Here is a 16,774-nt window from a genome sequence, read left to right as displayed (position 1 = left end):
TTGTTGTCATATTTTCTCACAATATTATATTGATAGTACGAAGAGATGATAAATGGCTTTATTCATATAATATTCAAAAAAAATCCCGCCCATTTTTCCGGACGGAAGCAGTTGTTTTCTTGGAGTGGACACTGGTATTTACCTCCTTTTTATATCATGTTACAATCCAGTTATTACAGTGTTTTTTCGAGGAGGAGTGTACGTGTTGGGAGGAAAGATGAAAGCTATCGTCAAAAATGAAAACGCTTTCGGAGCAACTCTGAAAGAAATTCCCATACCTTCCATTAATGAGAATGAAGTTCTCATTAAAGTACAGGCCGCATCTATATGCGGTACAGATGTGCATATTTATAATTGGGATCAATGGGCGCAGAAACGAATCAAAACACCTCAAGTATTCGGACATGAATTCAGCGGTATCGTAGCGGAAACGGGCAAGCACGTCACAAATGTCAAAATAGGTGACTACGTTTCGGCTGAAACCCACTTCGTCTGCGGTACTTGTGTCCCTTGTTTAACAGGAAAACATCATGTGTGCACCCATACAAAGATCCTCGGCGTAGATACAGCCGGTTCCTTCGCTGAATATGTCAAAGTGCCGGCTCGAAATGTTTGGAAAAATCCCGCTGATATGGACCCCGCCGTCGCTTCTGTTCAAGAGCCGCTTGGCAACGCGGTGCATACGGTGCTGGAAAGCAGCCAGCTTGCGGGCGGTTCCGCTGCAATTATCGGCTGCGGACCGATCGGGCTGATGGCGGTGGCAGTGGCTAAAGCGGCCGGTGCATCCTGTATTGCGGCCATTGATAAAAATGATTACAGGCTGGCTCTTGCGAAGAAATTGGGAGCCACGATCACCATTTCAGCTGATAAGGAAGATCCGCTTGAGGTGATCGACACCTTAACAGGCGGAGAAGGGATCGACCTTGTCTGCGAAATGTCAGGCCACCCGGCAGCTATAGCACAAGGATTAAAGATGGCGGCCAACGGGGGAAGGTTCCACATGCTGAGTCTGCCGGAACGTCCGGTGACGGTTGACCTGACAAATGACGTGGTGTTTAAAGGACTTACCGTCCAAGGCATCACAGGCAGAAAAATGTTTGAAACATGGCGGCAGGTATCGCACCTGCTTGAATCCGGCCTTGTTGATCTGACGCCGGTGATCACGCATCAGTTTCCGCTTGAAGACTTTGAAAAAGGGTTTGACCTGATGAGAAAGGGCCAGTGCGGCAAAGTCATTTTGATTCCATAAGGGGAGGGTTCTATAATGAAAGAATTTGAATTTCTAAAAGCAGAGCTTGATAAAATGAAAGAAAATAAAACGTGGCAGCAAATGAAACAAATTGAAACGAAGCAGGGTCCGTCGGTGGAAGTCAAAGGGGAAAACGTGATACAGCTTTCATCGAACAATTATCTCGGTTTGACGTCGCATCCAAGGCTTGTCGAAGCGGCCAAACGCGCCGCGGAAGAATTCGGAGCGGGTACGGGGTCCGTCCGGACAATCGCCGGAACATTCACAATGCACAATGAGCTGGAGAAAAAATTGGCAAACTTTAAAAAAACAGAAGCGGCACTTGTTTTTCAATCGGGGTTCACAACGAACCAGGGCGTCTTATCAAGCATTCTTACAAAAGAAGATATCGTGATCTCTGACGAACTGAACCATGCTTCCATTATTGACGGGATCAGGCTGACGAAAGCAGATAAAAAGGTGTACCGCCATGTTGATATGGACGATTTGGAAAGGGTGCTGAAAAAATCAATGAATTACCGCATGCGCCTGATCGTCACCGACGGCGTATTCTCAATGGACGGCAACATCGCTCCTTTGCCTGACATCGTCAAACTTGCGGAGGCGTACGATGCCTTTGTGATGGTCGACGACGCGCATGCTTCCGGCGTACTCGGAAAAAACGGAAGGGGAACGGTTAATCACTTCGGTCTTGACGGAAGAGTCCATATACAGGTGGGCACATTAAGCAAAGCCATCGGAGTGCTTGGCGGTTACGCCGCAGGGTCGCAGGTTCTGATCGATTACCTGCGCCATAAAGGGCGCCCTTTCTTATTCAGCACTTCTCATCCGCCTGCGGTAACGGCCGCATGCATAGAAGCCATTGACGTCCTGCTGGAAGAGCCTGAGCATATGGAAAAGCTGTGGGAGAACACGGCGTATTTCAAAGATAAACTGGTTCAAATGGGGCTGACCCTCACAAAAAGCGAAACACCGATCGTGCCGATATTAATAGGGGAGGAAGAAAAAGCCCAGGCATTATCAGACCTTTTATTGACCCGCGGCGTCTTTGCACAAAGCATCGTGTATCCGACGGTCGCCCAAGGAAAAGCGAGAATCCGCACCATTATTACGGCGGAGCATACAAAAGAGGAGCTTGACCGGGCCCTGGAAGTAATCCGTTCAGCCGCAAAAGAGTTTCAGCTTGTGTAAGGGGGAAATGATTCCCTCTTTTTTATTTCTGATTGATTCTTATTCTCAATAAGGTGTACAATAATAGGCTGGCGGTTGTGCCAAACGCTTTTAACCAGTATACTTGAGGGTGGAAGTTTCGGTTGAAAGGAGACATTCGAACATGAATGAAAAGCAAAAGCAGGAAAGCGGACAAGTGAATCCAGCGGACAAAACATCCGAAAAGGATTACAGCAAGTATTTTGAAGCCGTATATATTCCGCCTTCTTTAAAAGATGCGAAAAAACGGGGCAAAGAATCCGTTCAATATCATAACGATTTTAAAATCTCAGAAGAATTTAAAGGCCTCGGTGAAGGCAGGAAATTTTATATCCGCACGTACGGATGCCAAATGAACGAGCATGATACGGAAGTCATGGCGGGTATTTTTATGGCGCTCGGTTATGAAGCGACAAATTCGGTTGATGACGCGAACGTTATTTTATTAAACACTTGCGCTATCCGGGAAAATGCTGAAAACAAAGTGTTCGGAGAGCTCGGCCATTTAAAGGCGCTCAAAAAAAATAACCCGGACTTGATTCTCGGCGTCTGCGGCTGCATGTCACAGGAAGAATCAGTTGTAAACCGCATCCTTAAGAAGCACCCGTTTGTCGATATGATTTTCGGCACGCACAACATTCACCGTCTGCCGGAACTGTTATCAGAGGCATATTTATCAAAAGAGATGGTCATTGAAGTGTGGTCGAAGGAAGGGGATGTCATTGAAAACCTTCCGAAAGTCCGCAACGGAAAAATTAAAGGCTGGGTCAACATTATGTACGGCTGTGATAAGTTCTGCACATACTGCATCGTACCGTATACCCGCGGAAAAGAACGAAGCCGCCGTCCTGAGGAAATTATCCAGGAAGTCAGAAGACTTGCAAGCGAAGGTTATAAAGAAATCACGCTGCTCGGTCAAAACGTGAATGCGTACGGAAAAGATTTTGAGGATATGACGTACGGACTCGGTGATTTAATGGACGAACTGCGCAAAATTGATATTCCGAGAATCCGATTCACGACGAGTCATCCGCGTGACTTTGATGATCATCTGATCGAAGTGCTCGCCAAAGGCGGCAACCTTCTTGACCATATCCATCTTCCGGTTCAATCAGGAAGCTCAGCGATGTTAAAAATGATGGCGCGCAAATATGACAGAGAACGCTATCTGGAGCTTGTCGGAAAAATTAAAGCGGCGATGCCGAACGCTTCACTGACGACTGATATTATTGTCGGTTTTCCGAATGAAACCGATGAACAATTTGAAGAAACGCTTTCGTTATATCGCGAAGTGGAATTTGACAGCGCATATACGTTTATTTACTCTCCTCGTGAAGGCACGCCGGCAGCGAAGATGAAAGACAATGTTCCGATGAGGGTCAAGAAAGAACGTCTTCAGCGCCTCAATGATTTGGTGAAAGAAATTTCAGCCAAAAAAATGAAGGAATATGAAGGCAGGACCGTCGAAGTATTAGTTGAGGGAGAAAGCAAAAATAACCCTGACATTCTTGCCGGCTATACGGAAAAAAGCAAGCTCGTCAACTTCAAAGGGCCGAAAGACGCCATCGGCAAGATTGTACGCGTCAAAATCGAACAGGCGAAAACATGGTCGCTTGACGGTGTGATGGCAGGAGAAGCAATCGAGGTGAAATAATAATGACGCTTTACTCAAAGAAAGACATTGTACAGCAGGCTAGGAACCTTGCGAAAATGATTTCTGAAACAGAAGAAGTTGATTTTTTCAAACGCGCCGAGGCGCAGATTAACGAAAATGAAAAAGTCTCTGCGATTATTAATCAGATTAAAACCCTGCAAAAGCAAGCCGTTAACCTGAAGCACTACGAAAAGCTTGAAGCGCTGAAACAAGTGGAAAGTAAAATTGACGCCCTGCAGGAAGAGCTTGAAGGGATTCCGATCATTCAGGAATTCAGAGATTCCCAGATTGAGGTCAATGACCTTCTTCAGCTTGTCGCACATACGATCTCAAATCAGGTGACAAACGAAATCATTACATCTACCGGAGGCAACCTGCTGACGGGAGAAACCGGTTCAAAAGTAAAACATTCGAATAACAGCTGTTCTATTTAAACACGGGGCCTTCATCGGCCCGTGTTTTTTTGTTATTTGAGAACTAATTGTAATATGTACTAAATTTTCATCGTCTTATCGTTTTGTCCCATTTTACTGGATAGTTTTATCATACTTAAAAGTAAAGTTTCTGGGCAGGGCTGCATACAATGAAACAGAAACTTTGTATTTTTATATTTTTATTATAAAAATGCACATGAGACAAATGCCCAGCATAAGATAACACGAAGAAGAACAAGGAGGCCTGCCGGAATGTCTGAATACAGGGAAATTATTACGAAAGCGGTAGTTGCGAAAGGAAGAAAATTCACCCAATGCACCAACACGATCTCACCTGGAGAAAAACCGTCAAGTATATTGGGCGGCTGGATTATCAACCACAAGTACGATGCCGAAAAGATCGGGAAGACTGTAGAAATTGAAGGGTATTATGATATAAACGTCTGGTACTCTTACGCCGATAATACAAAAACGGAAGTTGTAACCGAGAGAGTAAAGTATGTCGATGTGATTAAACTCAGATACAGAGACACAAATTACTTAGATGACGAACACGAAGTCATTGCCAAAGTGCTGCAGCAGCCGAATTGTCTTGAAGTCACCATTTCTCCTAACGGAAATAAAATCGTGGTTCAGGCAGAGAGAGAATTTTTAGCAGAAGTGGTCGGTGAAACGAAAGTCGTCGTCGAAGTCAATCCTGACTGGGAAGAAGACGATGATGATGATTGGGAAGACGATCTTGATGAAGAATTAGAGGACATTAACCCTGAATTTTTAGTCGGAGATCCTGAAGAATAAGTTGAGGCTAGGGGAGTTTAACACCCCAAGTCTCTTTTTTATATATAAAGATATCACTCTTTTGTTTATGTTATAATGGGATTCGGATAAGAGAAGATACATAGTGAGGGATTAAATGATGGCTAGTTACACGCCTATGATACAGCAATACTTGAAGATAAAGGCAGAGCACCAAGATGCCTTTTTATTTTTTCGGCTTGGTGACTTTTATGAAATGTTTTTTGAAGATGCAAAAAAAGCGTCACAAGAGCTTGAAATTACACTGACAAGCAGAGACGGAGGTTCGGCTGATAAAATTCCGATGTGCGGCGTGCCGTATCATTCCGCGGCGGCTTATATTGAACAGCTGATTAAAAAGGGCTATAAAGTGGCGATCTGTGAGCAGACGGAAGATCCGAAGGCGGCTAAAGGCGTTGTAAAAAGAGAAGTCGTCCAGCTGATCACACCGGGAACCGTGATGGATGGAAAAGGCATTCATGAATCGGAAAACAACTTTATCGCTTCCGTTTCCAAATTCCGTGACGGATACGGTCTCGCTTTATCGGACTTAACGACCGGAGAAAACCTGGCCGTATTTATTGAGCGGATTGAAGATGTCATGTCAGAAATTTACTCAGTCGGCGCAAAGGAAATTGTCGTATCGAGCAAGTTTAACGAACATACAGCTGCTCAGCTGAAAGAACGGTGCGGCGCCACGATTTCCATCGAAGACGGGGAAATAACAGAACGCATTGAAATCGCAAAGCACTTGCCGGGCGAAGAGCTGACAGAGACGTTTATGCGTTTATATACGTATTTGCAGAAAACGCAAAAACGGAGCCTGGATCATCTGCAGCCGGTTCAAGTATATGAATTGGAAGAAGCGATGAAAATTGACCTGTATTCAAAACGGAATCTTGAGCTGACGGAAACGATCCGTTCGAAAAGCAAAAAAGGGTCATTGCTTTGGCTTTTAGACGAGACGAAAACAGCGATGGGCGGCCGGCTTCTCAAACAATGGATTGACCGCCCGCTGATCAGGGCATCCCAAATCGAAGAACGCCAGGAAATGGTCGAGACGCTGATCAATCATCTGTTTGAGCGTGAAGATCTGCGAGAGCGCCTGAAGGAAGTATACGATTTAGAACGTCTGGCGGGCCGGGTCGCATTCGGAAACGTCAACGCAAGGGATTTAATCCAGCTGAAAGAATCTTTAAAACAAGTGCCGAGCATCAAAGAGCTTGTAGGGTCTCTTAACCATAAAAAAGCAAAAGAACGCGCCGGCTTGATTGATCCGTGCGGAGATTTGCTTGACCTGTTAGAAGAAGCCCTTCATGAAAACCCGCCGTTATCGTTAAAAGAAGGCAATTTAATTAAAGACGGCTATCATCAGAAGCTCGATGAGTACCGTGACGCCAGCAAAAACGGTAAAGACTGGATTGCCAGACTGGAGCAGCAGGAACGCGCTTATACGGGCATCCGTTCATTAAAGGTCGGTTTCAATAAAGTGTTCGGCTATTATATTGAAGTCACAAAAGCAAACCTTCATCTGCTTGAAGACGGACGGTATGAGCGGAAGCAGACCCTCACAAACGCCGAACGGTACATTACGCCGGAATTGAAGGAAAAAGAAGCGCTTATTTTAGAAGCGGAAAACAACATCTGCGAGCTGGAATATGAGCTTTTTGCCGGACTGCGTGAAAAGGTGAAACAATTTATTCCGCGCTTGCAGCGTCTTGCCAAACAAATGAGTGAGCTGGACGCACTGCAATGCTTTGCTACGATCAGTGAAAACAGGCATTACACAAAGCCCGTCTTTTCTGATAATGAAGTAAAAGTCATTGAAGGGAGACACCCCGTCGTTGAAAAGGTGATGGACAGTCAAGAATACGTGCCGAACAACTGCCTGATGGGCGATTCGCGGGAAATGCTCCTGATTACGGGTCCGAATATGTCAGGTAAAAGCACGTATATGAGACAGATCGCACTTCTATCGATCATGGCTCAGATCGGCTGTTTTGTGCCCGCAAAAGAAGCGGTTCTGCCGATTTTTGATCAAATCTTCACGAGAATCGGGGCAGCGGATGATTTGATTTCCGGACAAAGCACCTTTATGGTGGAAATGCTGGAAGCGAAAAACGCGATTGTGAACGCCACAAAAGACAGCCTGATCCTGTTTGATGAAATCGGCCGCGGGACATCAACGTACGACGGAATGGCGCTGGCACAGGCGATTATTGAGTATGTCCATGATCATATCGGCGCTAAAACACTGTTCAGCACGCATTATCATGAGCTGACGGTGCTTGAAGATAAGCTTCCTCAGCTGAAAAACGTTCATGTGCGCGCAGAGGAATATAACGGAACGGTCGTGTTTCTCCATCAAATCAAAGAAGGAGCCGCAGATAAAAGTTACGGCATTCATGTCGCCCAGCTTGCCGAGCTCCCGGACGATCTGATCAGCCGCGCGCAGGAGATTTTGAAACAGCTTGAGCAGACGGGAGATAAACCGGAGCTTCCGGCGGTATCTGAGAAAAAGTCCGCCGTCAGAGAAGAACCGGCACAGCTGTCCTTTTTTGCTGACGGTGAAAAAGAACAGAAGGCACCGGCTGTTTCTAATAAAGAAAAACAAGTGCTTGAAGCCTTTAAGTCAATCAATATTCTCGATATGACGCCGCTTGAAGCGATGAATGAAATGTACAAGCTGCAAAAAAAATTAAAATAGAAAGAGGTGACGGACTTGGCAAAAGTCATCCAGCTGTCAGATGAACTTTCAAATAAAATAGCGGCCGGCGAGGTGGTCGAACGGCCTGCCTCAGTCGTTAAAGAATTGGTGGAAAACGCCATCGACGCAAACAGCACAGTCATTGAAATCGACATAGAGGAAGCGGGGCTTTCGTCGATTCGGGTGCTCGATAACGGCGAAGGTATGGAAACCGATGATTGCAAGCGGGCTTTCCGCCGCCACGCGACCAGTAAAATCAAAGATGAAAACGACCTGTTCCGGGTGAGAACACTCGGTTTCCGCGGAGAAGCTTTGCCAAGTATCGCGTCTGTTTCTCATCTGGAAATCAAAACGAGCATCGGCGAGGGAGCGGGAACCCATCTCATTCTTCAGGGCGGGAATATCATTTCTGAGCAGAAATCCTCCAGCAGAAAAGGAACGGAGATTATCGTTACCAACCTGTTTTTCAATACACCCGCCAGATTGAAATATATGAAAACCGTGCATACGGAGCTCGGCAATATTACGGATGTTGTCAACCGGATCGCTCTTGCGCATCCGGAAGTATCGATCCGTCTCCGCCATCAGGGGAAAAATCTGCTGCAGACAAACGGTAACGGGGATGTGCGCCATGTGCTGGCCGCAATTTACGGGACGGCGGTTGCGAAAAAAATGATACCGCTCCATGTCAGCTCGCTTGATTTTGAAGTCAAGGGCTACATTGCGCTTCCGGAAATCACGCGTGCATCCAGAAACTACATGTCATCTGTCATTAACGGAAGATACATTAAGAATTTCCCGCTTGTAAAAGCGGTGCATGAGGGCTATCACACACTTCTGCCGATCGGCCGCCATCCGATTACGTTTATCGAAATTACGATGGACCCGATTTTGGTTGATGTCAATGTCCATCCGTCGAAGCTTGAAGTCCGCCTCAGCAAAGAGACGGAGCTGCATGAGCTGATCCGTGACGGGATAAAGGAAGTGTTTCAAAAGCAGCGGCTTATTCCGAGCGCCCAGCTCCCGAAAAAATCAGCGCCGGCGCCGGCCAAAAACGAACAGCAATTTATGACATTCGAGGAAAGCGCGCCTGAGCGGAAACTTCCTGAAAAAACGCCGGAGCCGTCTTACTCACCAATGAAGCTGAGTTCGGTCGTAAAAGAGCCTGAGCCGGTAATAATAGAAGAAGAGATCCTCCCGAATGAAGCGGATCACGGAGTGCCGCCGGAGATCGGTATGCCCGAAACGGCAGCGCCTGTTTCCGATACTCCGGAACCGGAAGCTGTCGCTGAAGAAATACGGGAGGGAAGGGTTCCGGTGATGTATCCGATCGGCCAAATGCACGGGACATATATTTTAGCCCAAAACGAAAACGGCTTGTATATCATTGACCAGCATGCGGCACAAGAACGGATTAAATACGAATATTTCCGGGAGAAAGTCGGGCAGGTCGAGCCTGAAGTGCAGGATATGATCGTGCCGCTCACCTTTCATTACGCGGCAAATGAAGCGCTGATCATTGACCAGCATCAGCATGAGCTTGAAAGCGTCGGAGTATTTTTAGAAGCATTCGGCACCAACAGCTACATCGTTCGCTGCCATCCGGCCTGGTTTCCAAAAGGGGAAGAAGCTGAACTGATTGAAGAAATCATTCAGCAGGTGCTTGACGCCAAACAGATCGATATTAAAAAGCTGCGGGAGGAAGCGGCCATTATGATGAGCTGCAAAGGCTCAATCAAAGCGAACCGCCATTTGCGAAACGACGAAATCAAAGCGCTCTTGGACGATCTGCGCCGAACGACAGACCCGTTCACATGCCCGCACGGCCGGCCGATCATTATCCACCACAGCACGTATGAGATGGAGAAGATGTTTAAACGTGTGATGTAATAACAACGTTTATGTGAGACTAAACCGTTATTTGCCCACAAGCAGCCTTACTAGATTGAATGACCCAGCCTTTCAGAGATAACTTTTGAGTTTTTTAATTTCTGGCATAATTGTTGCATCGGTATGCCGTCAATCATGAAAATGATTGGTTTAACATCCAGCTGGTTTTCTGTCATATAAAAATTGTTTTTGGAGAGTATTTGGGGTTGGCGATGTAGTATCCTGTGTTTGGTATAACCGTCTATATCGTCAATTGACTGCATTAATAGTAAAATAATTGTAGAAAACGGTTCCTGAAAAATCTGTGAAGAATTTAAATCAAATTGGAATTTGGCGGGTTATACTATCCGCAAGTCAGTCAAGGGGGGCTAGTAATTAGCCCCCCTTTTAGTTCTTCCTGCGGTTTTTTCTATTTTTGATCAAACTGAAAACCACTAAGAGAACCACACCGATAGCAACAATATAAAATGAAATTTCTGCTGCTGCGGTATTAATATTCTTAAGAACAAGGATAAGTCCTATTAAACCTATAGGAATGATGAAAGTTAGAATTTTTATAGCTTTTGGGCTCGGTTCAGCATTACTTTTATGTTCCATAGTTACCTCCGATCTTAGCACTTTAGAAAATAATCACTTTAAAGCTTAACACAGGATAAATTTGTTAAACACCAACAATAGCCCCGTTTAAATGAAAAGCCTAAGAGTTTTAGTAATCCGCCAAGCGGCTGTTGGGTTGCCAGTTCTTTTAGAGCACCCGCATAGCACGCATCTTCAACTGCACCAGTAAAATTGTCGATCATATTAAGAATTATTTCAAAACGCCGATTCCGCCCATAGCAGCTTTAACTTTAGCAGGTATTGCATCCCAATCTGCTCTTAGTGCTTTTGCATCCCAGGGCAATTTACCTTGAGCAGTAAACTCCGACCCATATAACATAGTCTATTTGTCTAATGTTTAATATTTTATATTTACTTTTTACACTTAATGATTTTATGTTAGTTTTGTTTTTGCACAGTAAAAAGCTGCGCGGCGCTTTCGTGAATTGTTGCAGCTAGGGCTGATTTGAAAAGAGTGTAAATTACGCCGTACTTTTCTAAGTTCAATTATGTTAATGTCAACATAACGTTGAATTCGGTGTAAGAACTAAGGTATTCTGATATATTTCGAGAGCCCGTATGGTTTAGTTTATCTTGAAGAAAAGGATTGAAATAATAGTCTTGATTGCGGGTCATTTCTAAAAACTGATTATCCCCTTCGGCCGCTTCGGCAATTGCTTTTCAAAACAAAAGCTCAATTTGTTTTCTTTTTATCCGAAACCCATATTCATCCTTCATTTTCTGAATAAAATTACCTAAAGAATTCATCTAAATTAATATTCTGATTTACTTATATATCAGCATAGCAATTTGTAAAAAAGGTCCAGACTGGTGCTTTTGGCGGGAGCAGAAAGTTTTTTTAACTTTACCGGAAAATCCATGGAAAAACGTGGTGTCATCTGGTAAAGTGGTTACAGTCGGCTGGGCGGCGGCAGCAGTCTGCCCGGATCTTTTAAATGGGAATGGTGACAATGGATCATACATATGAAGTGCATCAAATCAAAACTTATCACCAGATGTGGTCCAACTATTGTTATATTATCGCAGACCGCTCAAAAAAATCTGCGATAGCGGTGGATCCGTCCTGGGAAATCGATAAAATAACCGATAAACTGCATGAATTGGATGTTGATTTATCCGCTATTTTATTAACACATTCGCATTATGACCATGTAAACTTGGCGGAGCCGCTTCAGCAAATCTATCATTCTGATATATACATGTCGTCGGCGGAAATCGATTTCTATCAATTCCGGTGCAGAAACTTAATAGCGCTTGAAGACGGCCAAACCTTTGCGGCCGGAGGGTTTATCATCAGAAGTATACTGACCCCGGGACATACGGCCGGGGGAATGTGCTATTTGCTATCTGATCATCTTTTTACCGGTGACACCGTGTTTACAGAAGGGTGCGGTATATGTGGGGACAGGGGCAGCTCAGCTGAAGATATGTTTCACAGTATACAGAGGATCAAAGCCTCCATTCCGCCGCATGTGCGTGTGTATCCGGGGCACTCCTTCGGGGAGAAGCCGGGTCAAAAAATGGAGAGTCTTTTGAAAAACAATATTTACTTTCAGATTGAAAAAAAAGAACATTTTGTGAATTTCCGCAACAGAAAAAATCAAAAAGGGCTGTTTCATTTTAAGTAATGTGTAATTTAGTTCTATCTAACTAGCTTTTCTTTTGAGGCAAGGAACTTCTGAAATGGAATGGAAGTTATTACTAGATTTCTGGTGATGAATGGCTGAGTAACGGGAGTTTGCGGAAGAGAACGCCGGGCAGGCCGGATGGGACATTCTGCTTACGCCTGTTCCGAAAGCCCTGAGTCCGCCTTTCGACAGGGAAAAATAGGCATTATTCAGGAGTTCGCATAGGATAAATTAACTTGACATGGTATTTTTGTGAAGTTACTATCAACTTGAACATGCTTCTTATCTGAATCCGAGAAAGGATGGCTGAGAAAATGATCACATACTTATTCCCCGGACAAGGTTCTCAAAAGCAGGGAATGGGGAGCTCATTGTTTGATGAATTTAAAGACTTAACGGAGCAGGCTGATGAAACACTCGGATATTCTATGAAACGGCTTTGTCTTGAGAATCCGTATTCCAACCTTCACAAGACGCAGTTCACCCAGCCTGCTTTATATGTTGTAAACGCGTTAAGCTATTTGAAAAAAATCCAAGACAATGACATAAAGCCGGATTATGTGGCCGGCCACAGTTTGGGAGAATATAATGCGCTGTTTGCAGCAGGTGCTTTTGATTTTATTACCGGTCTGCAGCTTGTCCGTAAAAGAGGCGAATTAATGAGTATGGCCACTGACGGAAAAATGGCCGCTGTTATGGGGTTAACTGCAGCTCAAGTGTCAGACGCCCTTCAAACGCACGGATTACATACGATTGATATTGCCAATATGAATTCTCCTTACCAAGTTGTCATATCCGGACGCAAAGAAGACATTGAAAGAGCCAAAAGCGTATTCGAAGGATTAAAAGACGTTACGATGTTTCATCCGTTAAACGTAAGCGGCGCTTTTCACTCGAGATATATGAGTGAAGCAAAACAAGAGTTCGAAAAATTTTTACAGTCATTTCATTTTTCTGCTATATCAATTCCTGTCATTTCTAATGTTCATGCCAGACCTTATGAGCAAGACGGAATCCACTCCGTTCTGGCCGATCAGATCGACCATTCAGTGCGATGGAACGACAGCATCCGCTATCTGCTGGACAAAGGGCGGATGGAATTTGAAGAAGTCGGCCCGGGCCATGTGCTGACAGGACTTATTCACCGCATCAAAAAAGAAACTGAAGCTTCACCCGCCATGTAGCGGAATGCAAGTCAAAATTCTTATCTCACACAATAGTGCCAGCCATACAACATCACGACCACTTCACCTGCACACGACATCACGAAACACTCACAAATCAATATTTTGAAAAAATAAAGAGCAAAAAGGAGAACAAATGAACCAGCCAATTGTTTTCATGTTTTCTGGACAGGGTTCCCAATACTATCAAATGGGGAAAGAGCTGTTTGCACATAACGCCGCTTTTCGGCAGAAAATGCTTGACTTGGACGATTTTGCAGTCAGCCATTTCGGTTACTCTGTCCTTAAAGAGATGTATCATACAGGCAATCGTCTGTCTGATCCATTTGACCGCCTTCTTTTCAGCCATCCTGCCATTTTTATGGCTGAGTACGCACTTGCATATGCTTTGGAGCAAAGAGGCATACGTCCCGATTATGTGATCGGAGCAAGCCTCGGAGAGTATGCAGCGGCCGCTGTGTCGGGGGTGCTGAGCGCCGAGGATGCTTTAGATTGCGTGCTGGAACAGGCCCGAATCGTTACGGAAACTTGCCGTAACGGCAGCATGCTTGCGATACTGGGTGATCCGGCTTTATATCAAGATGATCCGCTGCTCGGCGAACATAGTGAATTGGCATCTGTAAACTATCATTCTCACTTTGTCATCTCGGGAGAGCGGGAACATATCAAAAAGATCATGGACGATCTGAGAGAAAAGCAGATTCCTCATCAGCTATTGCCGGTATCTTACGGGTTTCACTCAGCGCTGGTTGATCAGGCGGAACAGCCGTACAAGCGCTTTTTAGCTCGGATATCAATCCGGACTCCGTTTATACCGTACATCTCCAGTGCGACCGGAGAGGCTGAGACCGATATACAAGCGGACTTTTTCTGGGATATCGTAAGAAAGCCGATTCGATTCCGCGAAGCGCTTCAATTCGCAGACAGCCGCCAAAAAGGATTGTATATTGATGCCGGGCCTTCCGGAACATTGGCCGCATTTGCCAAACAGATTCTTCCTGCAGGATCGGCTGAACGCATCCGTGCCATTATGACGCCGTTTCATAAAGAACAAACACATTTGCAGCAAATAGAAGACAGCATTTTATCACCGCCCGGAAGGAGACTGTAAGATGATCAGCTTTGTTTTTCCAGGCCAAGGCTCGCAAAGAATAGGGATGGGGGAGGACCTGTTCGGCCGCTATCCTGAATTAACCGCAAAGGCCGATCACATTCTCGGATATTCCATTCAGGAGCTGTGCCGGGACGGAGAACGTCTCAATCAGACTCAATTCACTCAGCCGGCGCTCTATGTCGTCAATGCCCTCAGTTATTTGAAAAAAACAGAAGAAACCGGCTTGAAACCGGATTTTACCGCCGGACACAGTTTGGGCGAATATAACGCGTTATACGCTTCGGGCGCCTTTGATTTTGAAGAAGGCTTACAGTTGGTCAAAAAAAGGGGCGAACTGATGAGCCGCGCAAAAGGAGGCGGCATGGCAGCGGTGATCGGCCTGACTCATGAGCAGGTGACGGATGTTTTAAGAGAAAATCACTTGGATATGATTGATATCGCCAACATGAACACACCGCAGCAAATTGTCATTTCCGGATATAAAGAAGATATTGAAAAAGCAGCATCCGTTTTTGAAGCCGTAAACGGCGTAAAAATGGTTCACCGCTTAAATGTCAGCGGCGCCTTTCACTCCAGATACATGCTGGAAGCGAAGAAAGAGTTTTCACGGTTTATTGAATCTTTCCATTTTAAGCCGCTGTCCATCCCGGTCATTTCAAATGTGACGGCAAGACCTTATGAGCAAAGAGAGCTGAAAGAGACACTCACCGGACAAATAACGGGATCGGTGAACTGGACAGACAGCATCCGTTTCTTAATGGGAAGAAAGAACATGAGCTTTGAGGAAATCGGTCCCGGAAAAGTGCTGACGGGGCTGATACAAAGAATTACGACTGAAGCGGAGCCGATAACAGATGAAATCAAAGTCCCGGCTGAGGCTGGAAAAAGCTCAATTACGGCGGCGTCTTTAGGAAATGAAGAGTTTAAGCGCGATTATCAATTGAAATACGCCTACTTGGCCGGCGGCATGTACCGCGGAATTTCTTCGAAGGAAATGGTCGTCAAACTGGCCGAAAAAGGAATGATGGGCTTTTTCGGAACGGGCGGTTTGAACATCGCGCACGTTGAGGACGTCATTTTGTCAATTCAGCATGAGCTTCGTGACGGCGGTTCCTTCGGCATAAATGTTGTACATAACATGAAGCATACAGATTCAGAAGAAAAAATGATTGATCTTTTACTGAAGCATGGGGTTCAGAACTTGGAAGCATCAGCGTTTTTAACGGTTACTCCCGCTTTAGTAAGGTTTCGCGCTAAGGGGTTAAAACGCGGTGCCGGCGGACAAATAATAGCGCGTCAGCGGATTATCGCCAAGCTGTCCCGTCCGGAAGTAGCGGAAGCGTTTCTCAGCCCGGCGCCTGATCACATTCTGCAGAAACTTGCAGCCGAAAACAAAATTACCGCTGAAGAAGCAAGTCTGATGAGAGAAATACCCGTTGCGCATGACATCTGCGTAGAGGCTGATTCAGGCGGCCACACTGACGGCGGAGTTGCTTACAGTCTCATGCCGGCGATCATCCGTTTACGAGATGACATGATGAAAAAATACCGATACGGCAAAACTGTCCGCGTTGGAGCCGCAGGGGGAATCGGAACGCCCGAGGCTGCCATGGCCGCATTTATGCTCGGCGCTGATTTTATTGTGACCGGATCTATTAACCAATGCACCGTTGAGGCAGCGACGAGCGGCCTCGTAAAGGACCTCCTGCAGCAGATGAATGTACAGGACACGGCCTACGCGCCGGCCGGCGATATGTTTGAATCAGGCAGCAAGGTGCAGGTATTAAAGAAAGGGCTGTTCTTTCCGACCCGTGCCTCTAAGCTGCATGAACTGTATCAGCGTCACCGCTCAATTGAAGAAATTGATGAAAAGACACTCAGACAAATAGAAGAGAAGTATTTTAAGGCAAGTGTAAGCAGTATTTATGACAAAGTGAAGGCTCATTATTCGAATGAAGACATTTCAAAAGCCGAACGGAATCCGAAACAGAAAATGGCGCTCATATTCAAATGGTATTTCAGGCAAAGCTCTGCTTCGGCGATTAAAGGAGACCCGGATGCCAAGGTAGACTTCCAGATTCATTGCGGCCCGGCATTAGGCGCCTTTAATCAATGGGTGAAAGGTACGGAGCTGGAGTCCTGGAAAAACCGCCATGCCGATGGTATCGGCCTGCGGCTTATGGAAGAGACGGCCACGCTTTTGAATCAGAAGTTAGGTTCATTTTTGCAAACGTGTTGACAAGACGAAATGATAGATTGAAAACATGGAATATTCATAAAAGATGAAACAGG

General features: G+C 45.4%; 12 protein-coding genes. 11 read left to right on the top strand and 1 reads right to left on the bottom strand.

Annotation, left to right across the window (positions count from 1 at the left end):
• Positions 1-202 precede the first annotated feature (202 nt).
• The 7 genes from tdh to mutL all read left to right on the top strand — a co-directional run bounded on the left by tdh (position 203) and on the right by mutL (position 9,938).
• Positions 203-1,249 carry an L-threonine 3-dehydrogenase gene (gene tdh / locus ABK447_RS12035; RefSeq protein WP_032866039.1) on the top strand — a complete coding sequence of 349 codons (1,047 nt, stop codon included), beginning with the start codon at positions 203-205 and terminating at the stop codon, positions 1,247-1,249.
• Between the two features lie 12 nt (positions 1,250-1,261).
• On the top strand, positions 1,262-2,440 hold the full coding sequence (locus ABK447_RS12030; RefSeq protein WP_136396372.1) for a glycine C-acetyltransferase: 1,179 nt from the start codon (positions 1,262-1,264) through the stop codon (positions 2,438-2,440).
• Between the two features lie 142 nt (positions 2,441-2,582).
• Positions 2,583-4,112 (top strand): tRNA (N6-isopentenyl adenosine(37)-C2)-methylthiotransferase MiaB, encoded by a 1,530-nt coding sequence (gene miaB, locus ABK447_RS12025; RefSeq protein ID WP_012117585.1) that lies wholly within the window; start codon positions 2,583-2,585, stop codon positions 4,110-4,112.
• A gap of 2 nt (positions 4,113-4,114) precedes the next feature.
• A complete protein-coding gene (locus ABK447_RS12020) occupies positions 4,115-4,546 on the top strand; it encodes a RicAFT regulatory complex protein RicA family protein (protein WP_003154113.1) in 432 nt (143 codons plus the stop codon).
• A 252-nt stretch (positions 4,547-4,798) separates the two neighbouring features.
• Positions 4,799-5,344 carry an outer spore coat protein CotE gene (gene cotE / locus ABK447_RS12015; RefSeq protein ID WP_003154111.1) on the top strand — a complete coding sequence of 182 codons (546 nt, stop codon included), beginning with the start codon at positions 4,799-4,801 and terminating at the stop codon, positions 5,342-5,344.
• A gap of 118 nt (positions 5,345-5,462) precedes the next feature.
• Positions 5,463-8,048 carry a DNA mismatch repair protein MutS gene (gene mutS / locus ABK447_RS12010; RefSeq protein ID WP_094031921.1) on the top strand — a complete coding sequence of 862 codons (2,586 nt, stop codon included), beginning with the start codon at positions 5,463-5,465 and terminating at the stop codon, positions 8,046-8,048.
• Positions 8,049-8,063: 15 nt separating this feature from the next.
• A complete protein-coding gene (gene mutL, locus ABK447_RS12005; RefSeq protein WP_025284750.1) occupies positions 8,064-9,938 on the top strand; it encodes a DNA mismatch repair endonuclease MutL in 1,875 nt (624 codons plus the stop codon).
• Positions 9,939-10,325: 387 nt separating this feature from the next.
• Here the strand turns inward: mutL and ABK447_RS12000 are convergent, their stop codons facing one another.
• Positions 10,326-10,535: a hypothetical protein gene (locus ABK447_RS12000; protein ID WP_094031716.1), complete on the bottom strand. Its 210-nt coding sequence runs from the start codon at positions 10,533-10,535 to the stop codon at positions 10,326-10,328.
• A gap of 971 nt (positions 10,536-11,506) precedes the next feature.
• Between ABK447_RS12000 and ABK447_RS11995 the strand changes: the two genes are divergently transcribed.
• The 4 genes from ABK447_RS11995 to fabD (ABK447_RS11980) all read left to right on the top strand — a co-directional run bounded on the left by ABK447_RS11995 (position 11,507) and on the right by fabD (ABK447_RS11980) (position 16,721).
• Positions 11,507-12,184 carry an MBL fold metallo-hydrolase gene (locus ABK447_RS11995; protein ID WP_012117588.1) on the top strand — a complete coding sequence of 226 codons (678 nt, stop codon included), beginning with the start codon at positions 11,507-11,509 and terminating at the stop codon, positions 12,182-12,184.
• Between the two features lie 314 nt (positions 12,185-12,498).
• A complete protein-coding gene (fabD, locus tag ABK447_RS11990; protein WP_069007012.1) occupies positions 12,499-13,368 on the top strand; it encodes an ACP S-malonyltransferase in 870 nt (289 codons plus the stop codon).
• Positions 13,369-13,504: 136 nt separating this feature from the next.
• Positions 13,505-14,479 carry an acyltransferase domain-containing protein gene (locus tag ABK447_RS11985; protein WP_094031717.1) on the top strand — a complete coding sequence of 325 codons (975 nt, stop codon included), beginning with the start codon at positions 13,505-13,507 and terminating at the stop codon, positions 14,477-14,479.
• A gap of 1 nt (position 14,480) precedes the next feature.
• Positions 14,481-16,721, top strand: a complete 2,241-nt coding sequence (fabD, locus tag ABK447_RS11980) for an ACP S-malonyltransferase (protein WP_094031718.1) — start codon at positions 14,481-14,483, stop codon at positions 16,719-16,721.
• Positions 16,722-16,774: the final 53 nt, after the last annotated feature.

The organism is Bacillus sp. hwrm1 (genome assembly GCF_040207805.1).
GTDB classification, from domain to species: domain Bacteria; phylum Bacillota; class Bacilli; order Bacillales; family Bacillaceae; genus Bacillus; species Bacillus velezensis.
This window is presented reverse-complemented; position numbering and strand designations above follow the sequence as displayed.